Source organism: Arthrobacter sp. BPSS-3, assembly GCF_044628475.1.
Lineage (GTDB): Bacteria > Actinomycetota > Actinomycetes > Actinomycetales > Micrococcaceae > Arthrobacter.
This window is the reverse complement of the sequence record NZ_JBIMMV010000002.1, coordinates 420483-440155: the sequence shown is the minus strand read 5'-3', so window position 1 is coordinate 440155 and position 19673 is coordinate 420483. Positions and strand designations below refer to the sequence as shown.

General features: G+C 69.3%; 16 protein-coding genes. 4 read left to right on the top strand and 12 right to left on the bottom strand.

Annotated elements, in window-relative coordinates; translation table 11 throughout:
• Positions 1 to 6 precede the first annotated feature (6 nt).
• The 3 genes from ACFVY3_RS05085 to aspS all read right to left on the bottom strand — a co-directional run bounded on the left by ACFVY3_RS05085 (position 7) and on the right by aspS (position 4464).
• On the bottom strand, positions 7 to 1596 hold the full coding sequence (locus tag ACFVY3_RS05085) for a DUF222 domain-containing protein (RefSeq protein ID WP_400158962.1): 1590 nt from the start codon (positions 1594 to 1596) through the stop codon (positions 7 to 9).
• Positions 1597 to 1747: 151 nt separating this feature from the next.
• Complete coding sequence (locus ACFVY3_RS05080) at positions 1748 to 2563, bottom strand: GNAT family N-acetyltransferase (protein ID WP_400158961.1); 816 nt, start codon at positions 2561 to 2563, stop codon at positions 1748 to 1750.
• Between the two features lie 104 nt (positions 2564 to 2667).
• Positions 2668 to 4464 carry an aspartate--tRNA ligase gene (gene aspS / locus ACFVY3_RS05075; protein ID WP_400158960.1) on the bottom strand — a complete coding sequence of 599 codons (1797 nt, stop codon included), beginning with the start codon at positions 4462 to 4464 and terminating at the stop codon, positions 2668 to 2670.
• A gap of 96 nt (positions 4465 to 4560) precedes the next feature.
• Between aspS and ACFVY3_RS05070 the strand changes: the two genes are divergently transcribed.
• The gene (locus ACFVY3_RS05070) at positions 4561 to 5844 is read left to right on the top strand and encodes an APC family permease (RefSeq protein WP_400158959.1); all 1284 of its coding nucleotides are present in this window, start codon (positions 4561 to 4563) and stop codon (positions 5842 to 5844) included.
• Between the two features lie 26 nt (positions 5845 to 5870).
• Here the strand turns inward: ACFVY3_RS05070 and hisS are convergent, their stop codons facing one another.
• Positions 5871 to 7223 (bottom strand): histidine--tRNA ligase, encoded by a 1353-nt coding sequence (hisS, locus tag ACFVY3_RS05065; protein WP_364135471.1) that lies wholly within the window; start codon positions 7221 to 7223, stop codon positions 5871 to 5873.
• 150 nt (positions 7224 to 7373) lie between these two features.
• Here hisS and ACFVY3_RS05060 point away from each other — a divergent pair, with 150 nt between their 5' ends.
• The 3 genes from ACFVY3_RS05060 to ACFVY3_RS05050 all read left to right on the top strand — a co-directional run bounded on the left by ACFVY3_RS05060 (position 7374) and on the right by ACFVY3_RS05050 (position 10440).
• On the top strand, positions 7374 to 8174 hold the full coding sequence (locus ACFVY3_RS05060) for a peptidylprolyl isomerase (protein WP_400158958.1): 801 nt from the start codon (positions 7374 to 7376) through the stop codon (positions 8172 to 8174).
• A 60-nt stretch (positions 8175 to 8234) separates the two neighbouring features.
• The gene (locus ACFVY3_RS05055) at positions 8235 to 9722 is read left to right on the top strand and encodes a DUF349 domain-containing protein (protein ID WP_400158957.1); all 1488 of its coding nucleotides are present in this window, start codon (positions 8235 to 8237) and stop codon (positions 9720 to 9722) included.
• Between the two features lie 109 nt (positions 9723 to 9831).
• Positions 9832 to 10440 (top strand): type IV toxin-antitoxin system AbiEi family antitoxin, encoded by a 609-nt coding sequence (locus ACFVY3_RS05050; RefSeq protein ID WP_400158956.1) that lies wholly within the window; start codon positions 9832 to 9834, stop codon positions 10438 to 10440.
• A 22-nt stretch (positions 10441 to 10462) separates the two neighbouring features.
• Here ACFVY3_RS05050 and ACFVY3_RS05045 read toward each other — a convergent pair whose 3' ends face one another.
• The 8 genes from ACFVY3_RS05045 to ACFVY3_RS05010 all read right to left on the bottom strand — a co-directional run bounded on the left by ACFVY3_RS05045 (position 10463) and on the right by ACFVY3_RS05010 (position 19670).
• Positions 10463 to 12856, bottom strand: a complete 2394-nt coding sequence (locus tag ACFVY3_RS05045) for a RelA/SpoT family protein (protein WP_377970353.1) — start codon at positions 12854 to 12856, stop codon at positions 10463 to 10465.
• A gap of 142 nt (positions 12857 to 12998) precedes the next feature.
• Positions 12999 to 14006 (bottom strand): protein translocase subunit SecF, encoded by a 1008-nt coding sequence (gene secF / locus ACFVY3_RS05040; RefSeq protein ID WP_400158955.1) that lies wholly within the window; start codon positions 14004 to 14006, stop codon positions 12999 to 13001.
• Positions 14007 to 15782: a protein translocase subunit SecD gene (secD, locus tag ACFVY3_RS05035; RefSeq protein ID WP_290257723.1), complete on the bottom strand. Its 1776-nt coding sequence runs from the start codon at positions 15780 to 15782 to the stop codon at positions 14007 to 14009.
• 106 nt (positions 15783 to 15888) lie between these two features.
• Entirely contained in the window at positions 15889 to 16317 is a 429-nt protein-coding gene (yajC, locus tag ACFVY3_RS05030; RefSeq protein WP_290257722.1) for a preprotein translocase subunit YajC, read from the bottom strand.
• A 211-nt stretch (positions 16318 to 16528) separates the two neighbouring features.
• Positions 16529 to 17605: a Holliday junction branch migration DNA helicase RuvB gene (ruvB, locus tag ACFVY3_RS05025; protein ID WP_290257721.1), complete on the bottom strand. Its 1077-nt coding sequence runs from the start codon at positions 17603 to 17605 to the stop codon at positions 16529 to 16531.
• Positions 17598 to 18242, bottom strand: a complete 645-nt coding sequence (gene ruvA, locus ACFVY3_RS05020; RefSeq protein WP_290257720.1) for a Holliday junction branch migration protein RuvA — start codon at positions 18240 to 18242, stop codon at positions 17598 to 17600. Before ruvA ends, ruvB begins: the two co-directional genes overlap by 8 nt.
• A 67-nt stretch (positions 18243 to 18309) precedes the next feature.
• Positions 18310 to 18918: a crossover junction endodeoxyribonuclease RuvC gene (gene ruvC / locus ACFVY3_RS05015; protein ID WP_400158954.1), complete on the bottom strand. Its 609-nt coding sequence runs from the start codon at positions 18916 to 18918 to the stop codon at positions 18310 to 18312.
• Positions 18915 to 19670 carry a YebC/PmpR family DNA-binding transcriptional regulator gene (locus ACFVY3_RS05010; protein ID WP_290257718.1) on the bottom strand — a complete coding sequence of 252 codons (756 nt, stop codon included), beginning with the start codon at positions 19668 to 19670 and terminating at the stop codon, positions 18915 to 18917. The genes ruvC and ACFVY3_RS05010 overlap by 4 nt, the downstream gene beginning before the upstream one ends.
• Positions 19671 to 19673: the final 3 nt, after the last annotated feature.

Below are 19673 nucleotides of genomic sequence, written 5' to 3'. Positions count from 1 at the left end.
CGGGGGCTATGTCGTTCCGCAGAAGACGCTCAGGGAATCCAACCAAGGGGCATCGTCCGGTTCACCAGGCGGCCACTTGTCCCATTCCGGAAAAGGATCTTCCGGCAACCCGGGCAGCAGAATTACACCGTGTTGTGGCCAGGGTTCCGGCGGAACGCTCGCCCCGGCCTCCCAACCTGCCGCCTGGGAGTTGAGCCACTCCACAGCCACGGGGGCCGGTGGCCACTGGGGTGGTTCCCAGTCCTGGTGTTCGCTGGCGTACGTCCGGCCGGCGGGCGATGTCCACCCCGGCGGGTGGTTCGTCCCGGCGGCAGTCGGTGCCCAGGCGGTGGTGTGCTTCAAGCGATGGTGTTTGCGACAGGGCTGACCCAGGTTTCTGACGCCGGTGCCGCCGCCGTCGGCCCAGGCCAGGAGGTGGTCGGCGTCGTTGTCCAGGGAAGCGTTGCTGCAGCCCGGAAATGGACACTTCCCGTCGCGGAGTCTGAGCCACTGACGCATTGCCTTCGGAACGCGGTAGCTGGTCCGCCCGATCTCCAACGGGGCACCGTCGCGCGGATCGGTCAAGACCCGGCGAAACGAGTCGGCACCGTCGACTATCAGCCGGCGGGCCATCGACGGCGGGATCGGCCCGTGTCCATCGAGAACAGCCGGTTCCTCGGTGACACCGAGGAGGGCCATCACCGGGACGGTGACCAGGACCTGCGCCAGCGGCACCGGAACCTCCCCAGCCGCCGCGGCGCCGATTGCTCCATCCTCGGCAGTTCCGGGGCCGGTACCGCTGCTGAGCAGCCAGGTCGCTGCGATGTCAGCCCGGAGCTGCCCCAACGTCCGTTGCTCGTCCGGCGCCTGGAGGGTGCGGGCGGCAGCGGTGGTCCGCTCCCAGATGCCCGAAGCGGTGTCGGCGGGAAGGTAAGCCGACAGCCAGGCCATGCCGTCCCGGTCCGGGCAATATTCAACCCGCCGGTTCTCGACGCCTTTGGCATGGCGGGTTTCGATGCTGACCGGGTGGTGGCGTTCGCGCCAGCTGCGTGCCTTGGCCCGGAACCGTCCCGGGACGAGTTCTCCGGCTGGACAACCGCGCGCGGGATTGGGTGCATTCGGGTCCAGGAAGTGGGCTTCCAGCTCCGCCGCACCGGCCTGGCTAAGGTTCGCGGTTTCGTCGACCATGATTCGGGCGTGCTGCCAGGAAATAGACCCGGCCTCTAAGGCCCCCAGGGTCAGTGGCAGCGCCGCTGTCAGGGCCCGGGCCTCAGAGATCAGGGCACCGGCGGCTCGCTCGCTGACGGTCAGGACGCAGGCGATCTCGGCAACAGTAGACATCTCTTGGGCCGTGCATTCCTGAGGTGACCGCGCCGGCGGCGCCAGAGCCTCGGCCGCCCGAGTGTAGTCCGCGATCAGCCGCGCCTTCAGCGCCGCCATCCGGGCTTCCCATCGGGCGGATTCGGCCAGGGCGTGCAGACAGTCGTCGGCCAATTTCCGCAGCGGGTCTGCGGAATCGACGCCGCCATCCAAACCCGCCGCCAGCGCGTCGGCGGACCCGGTGAGGGCCGTCAGGGCCTCCCGGGTTTCCTCCACAAACGCTGCTGCGCCTTCCATAACCTCACAATAGGTCGAGGCACTGACATTTAACGGCGGACCGGGACGACTGTTCGTTGGGTGCGAAAGACCGGCGACTGGAGATGAATGCGAGGGCACGGAGTCAGGGCCAAATAACCCCCTGCAGACTGACCGTGGTCAGCGGTTAGTCTCAGCAGCCGGTCGGGGCGCGGCGGGGGCGGTCCTGCCGGTAAAGGTAGCTGCCGGCCAGGGAGAAGCCTGCCCGGGCGTAGAGTTCCCGAGCGGCAGTGTTGGCCGCCGTCACCAGCAGCCAGCACTCCCGTCGGCCCCGGGCCTCCGCCTCGCGCAGGAGGGTCCGCAGCACCCGCCCGGCATAGCCGCTGCGCCGGGCATCCGGCCTGGTGGCCATCCCGTAGATCCCGGCCGCAGTGGCCGCGCCGAAATCGCCGTCGTCGGCAGGCAGCGCCAGTCGTCCGACGGCCGCGGGCTCCCCGTGCTCGTCCCGCACCAGCGCGTACAGCGACGGGCAGCCCTCCAGGATCGCCCGGGCCACCGGCAGGCTCTCCACCCCACCCCGGCCGTCGACGCTCCACCAGAGCCGCAGCCATTCCTCCGAGGCGTGGTCCAGCACCTCCACCTCAGACGCCGAAGCAGCCTCCGCGACTCCGTCGGCCGCACTGACACTATGCTCGCGGGTCAGGATCAGCGTCTCGGACTGCCGGGTGAAGCCCTCGGCGTCCAGGACGGCGTTCAGCGGCGCATACCCTGGTCCCTCAAACACCTGGAAGATCAACGGCAGGCGGCGCTCACGGTACCAGCGCCGCGCCTCGGCCAGGCTCCGGCGCAGCGCCTCCGGGTCCTCCCCCGGCTCACGGGGCCAGACGGAATTGGCCCGCTGGGTCACGCCGGAGGCGGCGCGCAACACCCAGCCGCCGGCCTCGTCCCGTTCGGTGGCCGGCCACGCGGCGTCCATCAGCCGCTCCAGCTGCGGCACAAGCTCCGGCATTCACGGTCTCCTCCCGGCGGCATCGCTGCCAGCCCTCAGTCCACTGAAAAAGCAGCAGCGGCTCCCCGGTGTCCCGGGAAACCGCTGCTGCAAGCACCTAAAAGCTACTTGGCGCCGTCGCTCTTCGGGGCCTCGGCCTTCTTGGCCTCGGGCTTGAAGTCGACCCCGGCCTCCTTGCGCTGCTGCGCCGTGATCGGCGCCGGCGCGGCGGTCAGCGGGTCGTAGCCGTTGCCGGTCTTCGGGAAGGCGATAACGTCGCGGATGGACTCCACGCCGGAGAGCAGAGCCACCACACGGTCCCAGCCGAACGCGATGCCGCCGTGCGGGGGCGCGCCGAACTTGAAGCCCTCGAGCAGGAAGCCGAACTTCTCCTGCGCGTCCTCGTGCGAGAGGCCCATGACCTTGAAGACGCGCTCCTGCACGTCGCCCTGGTGGATACGGATGGAGCCGCCGCCGATTTCGTTGCCGTTGCAGACAATGTCGTAGGCGTAGGCCAGCGCCGTCTCCGGGTCGGTGTCGAAGGTGTCCATGAATTCGGGCTTGGGCGAGGTGAACGCGTGGTGCACGGCGGTCCACTGGCCGCCGCCGACGGCGACGTCACCGGAGGCGACGGCGGCCGCGGCCGGCTCGAACATGGGGGCGTCGACCACCCAGCAGAAGGCCCAGTCGGCCGAGTTGATCAGGCCGGTGCGGTGGCCGATCTCCACGCGGGCCGCGCCGAGCAGGGCCCGGGACGGGGTCTTCTCGCCGGCGGCGAAGAAGATGCAGTCGCCCGGCTTGGCGCCGACGGCGTCGGCCAGGCCGGCGCGCTCGGTCTCGTTGAGGTTCTTGGCCACGGGGCCGGCCAGCTCGCCGTCTTCCTTGAAGAGGACGTAGGCCAGTCCCTTAGCGCCGCGCTGCTTGGCCCATTCCTGCCAGCCGTCCAGGGTGCGGCGCGGCTGGGAGGCCCCGCCGGGCATGACGACGGCGCCGACGTAGGGGGCCTTGAAGACGCCGAAGCTGGTGTCCTTGAAGAACTCGGTCAGTTCGGTGAGCTCCTGGCCGAAGCGCAGGTCCGGCTTGTCCGAGCCGTAGCGGGCCATCGCGTCGTTGTAAGTAATGCGCTGGATGGGCGTCGGGATCTCGACGTCGATCAGCTTCCAGAGCGCCTTTACGATGCCCTCGCCGAGGCTGATGATGTCTTCCTGCTCGACGAAGCTGGCCTCGATGTCCAGCTGGGTGAACTCCGGCTGGCGGTCCGCGCGGAAGTCCTCGTCACGGTAGCAGCGGGCGATCTGGTAGTACTTCTCGAAGCCACCGACCTGCAGCAGCTGCTTGAACAGCTGCGGCGACTGCGGCAGCGCGTACCAGGAGCCGGGCGCCAGGCGGGCGGGGACGACGAAGTCGCGGGCGCCTTCCGGCGTCGAACGGGTCAGCGTCGGAGTTTCGATCTCGACGAAGCCTTCACCGTGCAGCAGTTCGCGGGCCACCCGGTTCGCCTCGGAGCGCAGGCGCAGGTTCCGGGCGGGGCCAGGGCGGCGGAGGTCCAGGTAGCGGTGCTTCAGGCGGGCTTCCTCGCCGACCTCGACGTGCTCGTCGATCTGGAACGGCAGCGGCTCGGAGGTGTTCAGGACGGTGACCGTCTCGGCGATGACCTCGATCTCGCCGGTGGCCAGCGCCGGGTTCTCGTTGCCCTCGGGACGCTTCGAAACGGTGCCCGTGACCTGCAGGACGTACTCGTTGCGCAAGCCGTGGAAGACCTCTTCCTCACGGACGACGACCTGGGCGACGCCGGACGCGTCGCGCAGGTCCACGAATGCGACACCACCGTGGTCACGACGCCGGCCGACCCAGCCGGCGAGGGTTACGGTTTGTCCAATGTGCTCGGAGCGAAGGGATCCGAGGTCGTGTGTGCGCAGCACAGCTCGCCTTTCAGAAGGAAAACAGGGTGGTATTAAATGGGACCGCTACGGGAACGGTCCCGTCCGAGTTTACCCGTTGGAGAGGCCACCCCCGCCATGGCGCAAGCAATCCCCGGACCCGCCCCGCTGCAGCGCCGGCTGGGCGTGGTCGATTCGACGGCGATCGGGCTGGGGTCGATGCTCGGCGCCGGCGTCTTCGTCGTCTTCTCCCCGGCCGCGGCCCTGGCCGGTCCCTGGCTGCTCGTGGCGGTGGCGGTGGCCGGTGTGGTGGCCTACTGCAACGCGGTGGCCTCTGCCCAGCTGGCGGCCCGGTACCCGTCCAGCGGCGGCACCTATGTGTACGGCCGGCAGCGGCTGGGTGAATGGCCGGGCTTCTTGGCCGGCTGGGGGTTCGTGACCGGGAAGACGGCGTCCTGCGCGGCGATGGCCATGACCTTCGGCCACTACGTGGCGCCGGGACTCGCGACGCCGCTGGCGGTGGCCGCCGTCGTCGTCCTGACCGGCGTGAACCTGCTGGGCATCACCCGCACCGCCCTGGTGACCAAGATCCTGCTGGCCGTGGTGCTGGCCACCCTGGCGCTGGTTGCCGTCGCGGCGGCCGCGGGGCCGCACGCCGGCGGCTTCGCGGGCATCGACGCCGGCCGGGACTTCGGGGACGCCTCGGCCTGGGGCGTGCTGCCCGCGGCGGGGCTGATCTTCTTCGCGTTCGCCGGGTACGCCCGGATCGCGACCCTGGGCGAGGAGGTCAAGGATCCCGCCACGACCATTCCGCGCGCCATCCTCGGCGCTCTGGGCGGGGCGTTCGTGATCTACCTCGGCCTCGCCGCGCTGCTGCAGTGGCAGCTTCCGGCCGGGCAGCTGGCCCGCTCGACGGCGCCGCTGCTGGACGCCGTCGCCGTCTCGCCGCTGCACGGCTTCGCGCCGGTGGTGCAGTTCGGCTCCGCCGCGGCGTGCCTGGGCGCGCTGCTTGCCCTGATCACCGGCGTCGGCCGGACCACCCTGGCGATGGCGCGCGAGCGGGACCTGCCGCCGGTGCTGGCGCGCGTGGGCGGCGGCCACGCGGTGCCGTTCGTCGCCGAACTCACGGTCGCGGCGGTGGTGATCGTGCTGCTGCTGACCTCGAACGTGCTGACCGTCGTCGGGTTCTCCAGCTTCGGCGTGCTGGTCTACTACGCGGTGACCAACGCGGCCGCCTTCACGCTTCCCGAGCGGGCGTGGCACGCGCCGCGCTGGCTGAACGTGCTGGGCTTCGCCGGGTGCCTGGTGCTGGCGGCCACCCTTCCGGTGGCGTCCGTGTCCGTCATGGCGGCCCTGCTGGCCGCCGGCGTCGTGGTCCGGCTGCTGGTGCTGCCCCGGCGGCGACGCGGCGCCGGGGCCTAGGCCCCGGCGGCCCTCAGCGTAAGGACCTAGGCGCGGCTGACCGTCACGTGCAGGTCCTCGTCCGCGGGGGTCCACGTGGCGGGGTCGGCGTCGACCTGCTCGCCGCTGCGGATGTCTTTGACCTGGTGCTTGCCGTCCTCGTCGGTGAACCAGACGAACGGGATGCCACGGCGGTCCGCGAACTTGATCTGCTTACCGAATTTCTCGGCCTTCGCGGCGACCTCCGTGGCGATACCGCGGGTGCGCAGCTGGGCGGCGACGTCCTGCGCGGCGCCCCAGCTCTCGTCCGTGTTCAGGGCCACCAGCACGGCGGTGGGCACGGAGCGGGAGGCCTTCGCGAGGTCCTGGCTGAGGATCCGCGAGACCAGGCGGGTGACGCCGATGGAGAGGCCGACGCCGGGGAAGGTCCGGTTGCCCTTGCTGGCGAGGGCGTCGTAGCGGCCGCCGGAGCAGATGGATCCGAGCTGTTCGTGGCCCACCAGGACGGTCTCGACGACCGTGCCGGTGTAGTAGTCCAGGCCGCGGGCGATGCTGAGGTCCGCCACCACCTTGCCGGGCGCGCGCTGTACCGCGGCGGAGATGACCTGTTCGAGTTCGCTCAGGCCCTCCTCGAGGAGGTCATTGCTGACGCCGAGGGCGCGGACCTGCTCGACGAACCCGGTGTCCGGGGTGCGGATCGAGGCCAGGGCAAGGGCGGCGCGGGCCTGCTCGTCGGTGGCGCCGAGTTCCGTCTTCAGCAGTTCGGCGACCTTGTCCGGTCCGATCTTCTCCAGCTTGTCGATGCTGCGCAGCACGCCGGCGGTGTCCGTCAGGCCAATGCCGGTGTAGAAGCCCTCGGCCAGCTTGCGGTTGTTAATCCGGAGCAGGAAGTCGGGGATCGGCAGCGCACTGAGGGCTTCGGCGATGACCAGCGCGATTTCGACGTCGTAGCGGAACGGCAGGGTTCCGTCACCGACGATGTCGATGTCCGCCTGGGTGAACTCGCGGGCCCGGCCTTCCTGCGGACGCTCACCCCGCCAGACCTTCTGGATCTGGTAGCGGCGGAACGGGAAGGCGAGGTAACCGGCGTTCTCCACCACGTAGCGGGCAAAGGGGACGGTCAGGTCGAAGTGCAGGGCCAGCGCGTTGGGATCGGTCTTCGCCGTCGCCGCGGAGGCCGGATCGGCGTCGTCGTCCTGCAGCCGGCTGAGCCCGTAGACCTCCTTGTCGATCTCACCCTTGCGCAGGAGTTGTCCCACGGTTTCCACGGCGCGCGTCTCGATCGAGGAGAAGCCGTGCAGCTCGAAGGTCTTCCGGAGTGTGTCCAGGACATGGAGTTCCACCAACCGCTCCTCGGGAAGCCACTCGGGGAATCCGGACAGGGAGGCGGTGCGTGCCATGGTGGAATTTTCTCCTCTGGTGACGACGGCGGATCCGGCTGCCGCGGCGTCGCCCGCGGACCGGCCAGTCGTGCATAAACTGTGTGCGGCAGTCAGTTTATGCTTTTTCCCGCACGTATCCGTACTTGCGGCCCGACCCCAGGAGGACTTTTGGCGGCGAGTTCACGCAGTGCCCGCGAGGCAAAGCGGCGCGTCCATCAGATGGAGGCCAAGCGCGAGCTGCGCCAGCACCAGGACAAGCGCCGGAAGCGTGACAACATCATCGCCGGCGCCGCCGGTGGCGCCGCGCTGGTGCTGGCCCTGGTCCTGCAGCTGACCGTCTTCGCCAGCAACCCCACCGAGGACGAGTTCAAGGCCGCCGAGGCCGGCCTGAGCACCCCGTCGGCGACGCCGACCCCGGCCGCCAGCAACGGCGAGAACATCCCCAAGCCGGAGACCGCCGCCGGGAAGACCTTCACCGGTGAGCTCAAGCTGAACCGCGGCACCCTGGGCGTGGAACTGGACGGGACCAAGGCCCCGCAGGCCGCCGCCGTGTTCAAGTCCCTGGCGGACCAGAACTTCTACGCCGGCGTCAGCTGCCACCGCCTGACCACGGCCGATTCCTTCGGCGTGCTGCAGTGCGGGTCCAAGACCGGCGACGGCGCCAGCGATCCCGCCTACACGTGGGGCCCCCTGGAGAACACCCCCGCGGACAACAAGTACCCGGCCGGAACCATCGCGGTGGCCCGCACCAGTAACAACGCCTACGGCAACGGGACACAGTTCTTCATCGTCTACAAGGACACCGTGATTCCGGCCGACTCGGCCGGCGGCTACACCGTGGTGGGCAAGGTGACCTCGGGCCTGGATGTGGTCTCCGGGATCGCGGCGGCCGGCATCAAGCCGGGCACCAGCGCCACGGACGGCGCGCCGGTGGAATCAGTCACGATAGACTCGTTCTCTCTGAAGTAACCAGCCGTGCCCCCGGAGCATCGGTCCCGGTATTTCCCTCCAAGCGAAAGACTTCTAGCGGTGACAGACAGTCAGAAATCCGACGAAACAGTGGCAGCAGCTGCCAGCGAGACCGAATCCGGCGCGCCGGTGACGGAACAGGCCCCCGCGGCGGAGGCCGCCTCGGCTCCGGCTCCGGCGGCCGCCCCCCGGCCGGCCCCGCGCCCTGCTCCCTCCCCCGCCGCCTTCGCGGCACGGCCCAAGGCAGCGCCGTCGCCGGCCGCTCCCGCCGTCGCAGCAGCTGCCCCGAGTACCTCGGCCGCCGAGGCCGCCCGATGGGGCCGGGTGGAGGGTGACGGCCACGTCTTCCTCACCATCGATGGCGCCGAGCACCCGGTGGGCCAGTACCCCGGCGTGAGCGACGACGAGGCGCTGGCGTACTTCGCCCGCAAGTACGACGACGTCGTGGCCCAGATCGTCCTGCTGGAACAGCGCGTCGCGTCCAAGGCCCCCGCCGCGGACATGCAGAAGACCGTTACCCACCTGCGCGAGCAGCTGGCCGAGCGGAACATGGTGGGCGACCTGCGCGCCGCCGAGGGCCGCCTGGACACCCTCTCCGGCCAGATCACCGAACTGGAGAAGTCCGAAAAGGCCGAACACGACGCCGTCCGCGCCGCCGAGCTCGCTGCCCGTGAGGCGATCGTCGCCGAGGCCGAGCAGATCTCCGCGCAGGATCCGTCCCAGGTGCAGTGGAAGACCTCCAGCGCCCGGATGAACGAGCTGTTCGAGAACTGGAAGACCGCCCAGAAGAGCGGCGTCCGGCTCGGCCGCAGCAACGAGGACGCCCTGTGGAAGCGGTTCCGCGCCGCGCGCACGGTTTTCGACCGGCACCGCCGCGCCTACTTCTCCCAGCTGGACAGCAACAACTCCGCCGCCAAGGCCGCGAAGGAGAAGCTGATCGTCGAGGCCGAGGCGCTCTCCTCCTCCACCGACTGGGGCTACGCCGCCGGCGAATACCGCCGCCTGATGGACCAGTGGAAGGCCGCCCCGCGCGCCAGCCGCAAGGACGACGACGCGCTCTGGGCCCGCTTCCGCGCCGCCCAGGATGTGTTCTTCACGAACCGCCAGGCCGCCAACGAGGAAATCGACCAGGAATACGGCGCGAACCTCGTGGTGAAGGAGGCGCTCCTGGCCGAGGCAAACGAGCTGCTGCCGATCACTGACCTCGCCGCCGCGAAGAAGGCGCTGCAGTCCATCCGTGACCGCTGGGAGGAAGCCGGCAAGGTTCCCCGCGCCGACATGGGCCGCATCGAGGCCGGTCTCCGCAAGGTCGAGGACGCCGTCCGGCACGCCGAGGACGAGAACTGGAAGCGCTCCAACCCGGAGACGAAGGCCCGCACCAACAGCGCGCTCTCGCAGCTGGAATCGGCCATCGCCGGTCTGAAAGAGGACCTCGCCAAGGCCGAAAAGGCCGGGGACGAGCGGAAGATCAAGGACGCCCGGGAGGCCCTCGAGGCCCGCCAGGCGTGGCTGGAACAGCTGGAGCGCTCCGCGAGCGAACTCTCCTAACACCCCGGGCCCCACGGCCCGAACAGGTGTTGTCCGGGCCCCGGCCCCGTTATCCACATGACGGGACCGGGGCCTGTTCCATGCCCGGGGACCGCGGCACGATGGCTCAATGACCCTCCCGCCGGTCCCCTCCCTCCCCTCGGGGCTCGACCCGCCCGTGCTGTACTCGCCGGGGCCGCTCTTCTCGTGGGCGGAACTGCAGGCCATGGCAGCCGACGGCGTGCTGGCGCGGATCTCCCAGCGCGGCTTCCTGCAGCCCGGGGCCCCGGCCACGCCGCAGCTGCGCGCACGGGCCGCGGCGGCGCTGATTCCGGCCGCCATCCGGCAGCGGGTGGTGGCCGGCCGGATGACGGCGGCCTGGATCTATGGCTGCGCCCGGGAGCCGGACCGGCTGGCGTTGCTGGTGGACGCGAACCGGCGGATCTCCAGCCTCCGAGGCGCCCGGGGCTGCAGCTTCCACGAGACGCGGCTCGGGACCATGGACGTGGTGAGCCTGGGCGGGCTGATGGTCTCCAGCCCGCTGCGCACCGCCGTCGACATCGCCCTGCACGTCCGGCCCGAGCACGCAGTGCCGGCGCTCACCGCGCTGCTGGCCGCGCCGGAACTGCCCGTACGCCTGAACCTGCTGGTGCGGGCGGTCGAGGCCGTACCCCGGCTGCCGTACAAGAACTCGGCCCTCGCGGTGCTGGAGAGGGTGCGGGAGTGCGGCGGTGGATAGCTGCCGGGGCTAACTTCCGAGGCTAGCTGCGGCGGCGGTTGCCGGTGGTCCGGTAGACGTCGAAGACCCCGTCGATCCTGCGAACAGCGCTGAGCACGTGGCTCAGGTACTTCGGATCGCCCATCTCGAAGGCGAACTTGGAGATCGCCACCCGGTCGGTGGAGGTGTGGACGCTGGCGGCGAGGATGTTCACATGGTTCTCGGAGAGCACCCGGGTGACGTCGGAGAGCAGCGACTTGCGGTCCAGTGCCTCGACCTGGATCTCCACGAGGAACACGCTCGACTGGGTGGGTGCCCACTCGACCTCGACGATCCGGTCCGGCTGGTCCATCAGCCCGGAGACGTTGGTGCAGTCGGTGCGGTGGACCGAGACGCCGGAGCCGCGGGTGACGAAGCCCAGGATCGGGTCCGGCGGCACAGGGGTGCAGCAGCGGGCCAGCTTGACCCAGACGTCGTCCACGCCGCGGACCACGACGCCGGAGTCGGAGTACCGGGTCTTGGAGACCTGGGCCGGGATGGAAACCTCGGTGAGGTCGTCCTCGGGGGTGTCGTTGCCGCCCAGGCTCTCGACCAGACGCTCCATCACGGACTGGGCGGAGGTGTGACCGTCGCCCACCCCGGCGTAGAGGCCGGAGATGTCCGTGTATTTGAAGTCCTCGGCGATTGCGGCGAGGGCGTCGTGGGTCATCAGGCGCTGCAGCGGCAGGTTCTGCTTGCGCATCGCCTTGGTGAGCAGGTCCTTGCCGCGGTCGATTGCCTCTTCGCGGCGTTCCTTGCTGAACCACTGGCGGATCTTGTTCCGGGCCCGGGCGCTCTTGACGAAGTGCTGCCAGTCCTGGCTGGGGCCGGCGCCCTCCGCCTTGGAAGTGAAGATTTCCACCCAATCGCCGTGGTTGAGTTCGCTGTTGAGCGGGACGAGTTTGCCGTTGACGCGGGCGCCGATGGTCCGGTGGCCCACCTCGGTGTGCACGGCGTAGGCGAAGTCCACCGGGGTGGATCCGGCCGGCAGGGCCATGACCTCGCCCTTGGGGGTGAAGACGAAGACCTCGCGGGCGTTGATCTCGAAGCGCAAGGAGTCCAGGAACTCGCCCGGGTCAGAGGTTTCCTGCTGCCAGTCCACCAGGGAACGCAGCCAGCCCATGTCGCCGTCGCGCGGGCTTCCGGGGCCGGCGGCGGTGCGGTTGGGCTGGTCCTTGTACTTCCAGTGGGCGGCGACGCCGTACTCGGCGCGGCGGTGCATCTCGTGGGTGCGGATCTGAATTTCCACCGGCTTGCCGCCGGGACCGATCACCGTGGTGTGCAGTGACTGGTACATGTTGAACTTCGGCATCGCGATGTAGTCCTTGAACCGGCCGGGCAGCGGGTTCCAGCGGGAGTGCATCGCGCCGAGGGCGGCGTAGCAGTCGCGGACCGAGTCGACCAGGACGCGGACGCCCATGAGGTCGTTGATGTCGTCGAAGTCCTTGTCGCGGACGATCATCTTCTGGTAGATCGAGTAGTAGTGCTTGGGCCGGCCGGTGATGGTGGCCTTGATCTTGGCCGCGCGCAGGTCCTCGGTGATCTGGTTGCGGATGACCGCCAGGTTCTTCTCGCGTTCGGGGGTGCGCTCCCCCACCATGCGGACGATCTCTTCGTACACCTTCGGGTAGAGCGCGGCGAAGGAGAGGTCCTCGAGTTCCCACTTGATGGTGTTCATGCCGAGGCGGTGGGCCAGCGGCGCGAAGATTTCCAGCGTCTCGCGGGCTTTCTTGGCCGAGGATTCGGCGGAGACGAACCGCCAGGTGCGGGCGTTGTGCAGCCGGTCCGCGAGCTTGATCATGAGGACGCGGATGTCCTTGGCCATGGCCACGACCATCTTGCGGACGGTCTCGGACTGTGCGGCCTCGCCGAAGCTGACCTTGTCCAGCTTGGTGACGCCGTCCACCAGCATGGCCACCTCGGGCCCGAACTCCCCCTTGAGGTCATCCAGCGTGTAGGAGGTGTCCTCCACCGTGTCATGCAGCAGGGCAGCGGCGAGGGTGGTGCCGTTCATGCCGAGTTCGGCCAGGATGGTCGCCACCGCCACGGGGTGGGTGATGTACGGGTCCCCGCTCTTGCGCTTCTGGCCGCGGTGGCAGCGTTCGGCCACCACGAAGGCGCGCTGGATCAGTTCGAAGTCGTCCTTGGGGTTGTTGGCGCGGACGGTGCGCAGCAACGGCTCCAGGATCGGCGAGTAGGCGGGGGTGCCGCGGCCGGTGAGGCGGGCCAGGCGTGAGCGGGTGCGTTCGCGCCGGCCGGGGAAAGTGGGGCGGGTGCCGGTGTTGTCGACGGGCACGGCCGCGTCGGGGCGTCCGGGAGCGGCCACGCCAGTCTGTGAACCCTGGCCGTGGGCCTCTTCCGCCGGTACTGCAGGCGCCGACGTCGAACGTTCTTCCAAGAAAGCAACCTCTTCCAACCCGTTAATTACTCAAGTGTATTCCCGCGGCAAGACAGTTCGATAACCGGCGCGAACGGCCGACGGGCCGGAGAGCGTCCTGGACGTTCTCCGGCCCGTCGGGCGGTGCTGCTGTGGTGGCCTGTCAGGCGGTCGCGGCGGCGGTCTTGGCGGCGTTGTCCGCCCGGCGCTGCTGCACCCGCTTGGCCTGCTTGACCAGCTCCGGCTCACCCTGGCGCAGCCACGCGTACAGCGGGGCGGCGACGAAGATGGTGGCGGCGGTGCCGATCAGGATGCCCACGAAGAGGGCGAGCGACAGGTCGCGCAGGGTGCCGGCGCCGAGGAGCCCGGCACCGATGAAGAGGATCGCGCCGACCGGCAGGATCGCCACCATCATGGTGTTGATGGAGCGGACCAGGGTCTGGTTGACGGCCAGGTTGACCTCTTCGGCGAAGGTCCGCCGGGTGGAGGCCTGCAGGTCCGCGGTGTTCTCTCGGATCTTGTCGAAGACCACCACGGTGTCGTACAGCGAGTAGCTGAGGACCGTGAGGAAGCCGATGATCGCGGACGGGGTGACCTCGAAGTCGCTGAGCGAGTACACGCCGGCGGTGATGAACATCGTGGCCGTCATGCCGGCCAGGGCCGAGAGGGACATCTTCCAGGTCCGGAAGTACAGCGCCATCAGCACCGCGGCGAGGCCGACGAAGACGGCCAGGCCGAGCAGGGCCTGCTGGGTCACGTCCGCACCCCAGGTGGGGCCGACGAAGGTCGAGGTCACCTCGTTGTCCGTCACGCCGTAGGCCTTGGTCAGGCCGTCCTTGATCTTCAGCGTCTCGTCGTCGGTGAGCTTGTCGGTCTGGATCCGCATGGTGTTGCCGGCGACGTTGGCCACCCGCGGCAGGCTGCCGGAGACGACGTCCTGGACCGCCTTCTCTCCGAGGCCCGGGTCGCGGTCCTTGACGTTGGAAACGGTGAACTCGGAACCGCCGCGGAACTCGATGCCGAGGTTGAAGCCGCCCTTGACCACCGGGAGGAGGATCGAGAGCGCGACGGCGGCCGCCGCGATCAGGAACCAGATCTTCTTGGACCCGACGAAGTCGTAGGACCGCTTGCCGGTGTAGAGCTCGTTACCGAATGTAGCGAAGCTGGCCATTTACTTGCCCTCCTTGGACGAGTTCTTGCCGGAACCGGCGAGCTGGCTTTGGCCGGCCTGCTCCTGCCGTTCCGCGAGACGCCGTTCTGCGATCGTCATGCGCCGTTCGGCTTCGGCCGCGGCCTTGGTGTTCTTGGCGCGCACGACGGCGACCGGCTTGTCCTCGGGGGTCCGGATCCGGCCGGCGCCGCGGTACAGCGGCACCGCGCCGAGGCGCTTGGGGTCCAGGCCTGAGAAGGTGTGGCCCTCGCCGAAGAACTTGGTCCGGGCCAGCAGCTGCAGCGTCGGGTGGGTGAACATGAAGACGACGATCAGGTCGGCGATCGCGGTCAGGCCCAGGGTGAAGGCGAAGCCGCGGACGTTGCCGACGGCGACGAAGTACAGCACCAGGGCGGCCAGCAGGTTCACGGCCTTGGAGGCCAGGACGGTCCGCTTGGCGCGCTTCCAGCCGTTCTCCACGGCCGAGACCAGGCCGCGGCCCTCGCGCAGTTCGTCGCGGATGCGTTCGAAGTAGACGATGAAGGAGTCGGCGGTCTGGCCAATGGCCACGATGATGCCGGCCACGCCGGCCAGGGACAGGCGGTAGTTCTCCGTCCAGCCCAGGATCGCGATAGCGAGGTACGTCAGGGCACCGGCGACGACGAGCGAGGCAACGGTGACAAAGCCGAGGGCCCGGTACTGGAACAGCGAGTACACGACCACCAGCAGCAACCCGATGAGGCCGGCGAGCATGCCCATGCGCAGCTGCTCCCCGCCGAGGGTGGCGGAGATCTGTTGCTCGCTCTGGATGTCGAAGCTGATCGGCAGGGCGCCGAAGCGGAGCTGGTCGGACAGGGCCTTGGCGGACTGTTCGGTGAAACCGCCGGTGATCTGCGGACGACCGTCGGTGATGACGGCCTGCGACCGCGGGGCGGAGATGACCTGGTCGTCCAGGACGATCGCGAACTGGGACTTCGGGTCCGAACCGGTGGCGCCGCCGGCGGCGACGTAGAACTGGTTCAGCCGCTCGGTGACGGTCTTGAACTTGGCGGTGCCTTGGTCGTTGAACTGGATGTCGACGGCCCACTCGTTGGTGACGGCGCCCTGGGCGCCGCGCTGGAGCTGGAAGGAGGAGGTCTTGATGTCCGAGCCCTTCACCTCCACCGGGCCGAGGATGTACTTGACCGCGGGCTTGCCGTCCGCGGCGGGCTCGCAGGTGACCAGCGGCTTGGCCGGGTCGGAGCGTTCCTGCTTGTCCTGGGACGGGTTGTCGCAGTCGAGCGCCTCGAACTTCTTGTAGACGTCGGCGGTGACCCAGTTCTCGTCGCTGCTGTTCGCGGGAGCGGCGGTGGGCTTGGGCAGCTTGTCCTCGGGAGTGCGCTGGGCTTCGGGCACGGCCGCGCCGGCGCCGGCCTGGATGACCGGGCGGAAGTTCATGTCCGCGGAGGCCTGGATCAGGGCGCGGGTCTCCTTGGAGGGGGTACCCGGGAGGCTGACGACGACGTTGCGTCCGGACTGGGTGGAGATTTCGGCCTCGGCGACGCCGGAGCCGTCCACGCGCTGGCGGATGATCGCCACGGCCTGGTTGAGCTGGTCTTCGTTGATGCCCGTGTTGCCCTCGACCTTGGGCGCCAGGATCATCTGGGTTCCGCCTTCGAGGTCCAGGGCGAGCTTGGGAGCCCAGCTGGCCTGTCCGGCCATGGTGCCGCCGGCCAGGACTGCGGTCAGGGCGACGAGGATAACGCCAAGCCAGACCAGCACCCTGCGGGCTGAGTTTTTAGGGCCAGTTCGTGCCATTGTCGATCTTTCTATTGTTTACGGAAGAACCGCCGGCGCAGACCTCTCAGGCCCGCACCGGCGGATGCCCGCGCACCGTGGTTCCGCGGGTAGCTCAGGAGGCAGACTAGCTGTCTTTCCTGTTCTCATCGTTCAGGCGGCGCAGGGTTTCCTCCGGCGTTTCGGCGCGCGGGGCCTCAGCGGCGGGGGCTGCACCGGTGACGCCGGCGTCGTGGGTGTCGGCGTTGCCGAGGGTGAGCGAGGAGGCGTCGTCGGGGACCACGGTAGGCTCCTCGGCGGCGGCGACCGGCTCGACGATCTTGGTCACGGCCTGGCGGTGAACCGTGGCGGTGTTGCCCGGGGAGAGTTCCAGGACAACCTTGTTCTCGGCGTCGTCGATGGAGACGATGCGGCCGAACAGGCCGAAGCTGGTCATCACGTCAACGCCGGGTCCGAACTTCGACTGGAGCTCTGCCTGCTGCTGCTGCGTCTTCTTGTTGCGGCGGAACATCATGAAGACGAACACGCCGAGCATGACGAACAGGAGAATTGTCATTGGATCCAAGGGGAAAGTTCCGTTCTGTACTTGCAAGCTGGTTTCACAGCACCGTCAGCTTCGTCCCTGGCCACGCGGCGCACGGCCCGGCAGCAAACCCATGCCGGCCAGCGGCGGCTGGCGGGAGCCGCCCTGCGGAAACGAAGGCCCGAACGTGCCGAGCGTCATACCAGTCTAAAGGGAAAACGGCCCGGGCGAGTGCTATTGCCGGTTACGGATGGGTTGCGGCCGGTTCCCCGCCGGCGCCGTCTTCCTCGAAGAGGTCCAGGGGTTCCTGTCCGAAGACCCCGGCGGGAACCGCGAAGCCCAGATGGGTCCAGGCGGGGGCGAGGGCTATGCGTCCGCGCGGGGTGCGGCCCAGCAGGCCCTCCCGGACCAGATAGGGCTCGGCGACGGTTTCGACGGTCTCGGTTTCCTCGCCGACGGCAATCGCCAGCGTGGACAGGCCCACGGGGCCGCCGCCGAACTTGGTGATCAGCGCTTCCAGGACGGCGCGGTCCAGCCGGTCAAGGCCCCGCTTGTCCACCTCGTACATGTCCAGGGCGGCCGAGGCGCTGCGGGCATCGATCTGCTCCACGCCGTGCACCAGCGCCCAGTCGCGGACCCGGCGCAGCAGCCGGTTGGCGATGCGGGGCGTGCCGCGGGAGCGTCCGGCGATCTCGCTGAATCCGGCCGAGTTGACCTTCAGGTCCAGCAGCCCGGCGGAGCGGCGGAGCACCAGTTCCAGTTCCTCGACGGCGTAGAACTCGAGGTGGCCGGTGAAGCCGAAGCGGTCACGCAGCGGACCGGGCAGCAGGCCGGCGCGGGTGGTGGCACCGACCAGGGTAAACGGCGGCAGTTCCAGCGGAATGGCGGTGGCCCCGGCTCCCTTGCCGACGACGATGTCGACGCGGAAGTCCTCCATGGCCATGTACAGCATCTCCTCGGCGGGCCGGGACATGCGGTGGATCTCATCCAGGAACAGCACCTCGCCCTCGGAGAGCGAGGACAGGATGGCCGCGAGGTCGCCGGCGTGCTGGATAGCGGGGCCGCTGCTGATCCGGAGCGGGGCGTTCATTTCCGCGGCGATGATCATGGACAGGGTGGTCTTGCCCAGGCCGGGAGGGCCGGAGAGCAGCACATGGTCGGCGCTGCGGCCGCGGATCCGGGAGGCCTCAAGGACCAGGGACAGCTGCTTGCGGACCCGGTGCTGGCCGACGAAGTCGTGCAGGTTCTTGGGCCGGAGCGCCGCCTCGATGGCGCGCTCCTCGGGTTCCTCTCCCCCGGCGACGAGGGACGGCTCAGCCACGAGTGCCTACCCGGTTCCCGGCACGGGCGCCATCCTGGCCGAGCCAGCGCAAGGTGGCGCGGAGGATCTCAGCGACGTTGCCGCGCTCGGCCAGTTCCGGGGAGTCGGCCAGGGATTTGTCGATGCTGCTGGTGGCGTCCTTCTCGGACCAGCCGAGGCTGGTCATGGCCGCGACCACCTGCGGCTTCCACACGGCCTCGACCGAGCGGACCGGGGCGGCGGCGTCGGTAGTGCCGTGCGGGACCAGCTTGCCGGCGAGTTCGAGCACGATGCGGCCGGCGACCTTGGGGCCGATGCCGGGGACCTTGGTGAACGCCTTGCCGTCGCCGGAGTGGGCGGCGACACGGATGGCCTCGGGGTCGTGGACGGCGAGGACCGCCAGCGCCAGCCGGGGCCCGACGCCGCTGACGCTGAGCAGGATGTCGAAGACCTCGCGCTCGTCGTCGCTGGCGAAGCCGAAGAGGGTGAGCGAGTCTTCGCGGACGATGAGCGAGGTGAAGACCTTGCCCTCTTCGCCGACGTGGAGCTTGCTGAGGGTCTGCGGAGTGGCGTAGACGCTCATGCCGGCACCGTTGAGGTCGATCACCGCCGAGGAGAGGCCGACGTGCGCAACGGTTCCGCGGAGAAAACTGATCAAGGCCTGGCTCCTGAGTTATCCGAACATATCTACGAATACCGTACCAAGCGGGCGGGGGTTTGGCCCGTTACTTGGCGGCACGGCGCGCTTTGAGCTCCGCGTCCGCCCAGGCGCGCTGCGCCGGGGTGAGCGCCGAGCGGGACGCGGCGGCCGCCGTCGGGATCCGTGCACTGGCGGCGCCGGCCGCGGCGACTCCCCCGCCGGAGCGCCAGGCGTGCGTGATGGCCAGGGCCAGGGCGTCGGCGGCGTCGGCCGGTCGCGGCGGGGCGTCCAGGCGCAGGATCTTGGTGACCAGCTTGGTCACGGCGTCCTTGTTGGAGGTCCCGCTGCCGGTCACGGCCGCCTTGACCTCCGAGGGGGTGTGCAGGGCGACGGGGATGCCTCGCCGGGCCGCGGCGGCGATGACGACGCCGGAGGCCTGGGCCACGCCCATCACGGTGCTGACGTTGAGCTGCGAGAAAACCCGCTCCACGGCCAGGACCTGCGGCTCGTATTTATCCAGCCACTCGTCGATGGCGGTGGCGATCACCAGCAGCCGCTGGTCCAGGCTTTCCTCCGGCGAGGTGCCGACGACGCCGAAGTCCACCATGGTGGCGCGGCGGTTACGTTCGACGTCCACGACGCCGATCCCGCAGCGGGTGAGGCCGGGGTCGACGCCGAGGACGCGAAGGGTCACTCGGCTTCCAGGGCGGCCTGTACTTCGTCGCTGAGGTCGGCGTTGCTGTACACGTTCTGGACGTCGTCGAGGTCCTCGAGGGCGTCGACGAGCTTCATGAACTTCTTGGCCGCCTCGAGGTCCAGCGGGACCTGCATGGAGGGCACGAACTCGGCCTCGTCGGTGTCGTATTCGATCCCGGCTTCCTTGAGCGCGTCGCGGATGGCCTGCAGGTCGGTCGGCTCGGAGTGGATCTCGAAGCTCTCGCCGTTGTCCTTGACCTCCTCGGCGCCGGCGTCGAGGACGGCCATCAGCACGTCGTCCTCGGTCAGGCCGTTCTTGGGCAAAGACACGACGCCCTTGCGGGTGAAGAGGTAGCTGACGGACCCGGGGTCCGCGATGGTGCCGCCGTTGCGGGAGATGGCCAGGCGGACCTCGGAGGCGGCACGGTTCTTGTTGTCCGTGAGGCACTCGATCAGCAGGGCCGAACCCTGCGGGCCGCGGCATTCGTACATGATCTCGGTGTAGTCCACGACCTCGCCGGTGAGGCCGGCGCCGCGCTTGATGGCGCGATCGATGTTGTCGTTGGGGACCGAGGTCTTCTTGGCCTTGGTGACGGCCAGTTCCAGGCCGGGGTTGCCGGCGAGGTCCGGTCCGCCCATCCGGGCGGCAACTTCGATGTTCTTGATCAGCTTGGCGAACGACTTGGCCCGTCGGCTATCGATGATGGCCTTTTTGTGCTTGGTCGTCGCCCATTTGGAGTGGCCTGACATGCT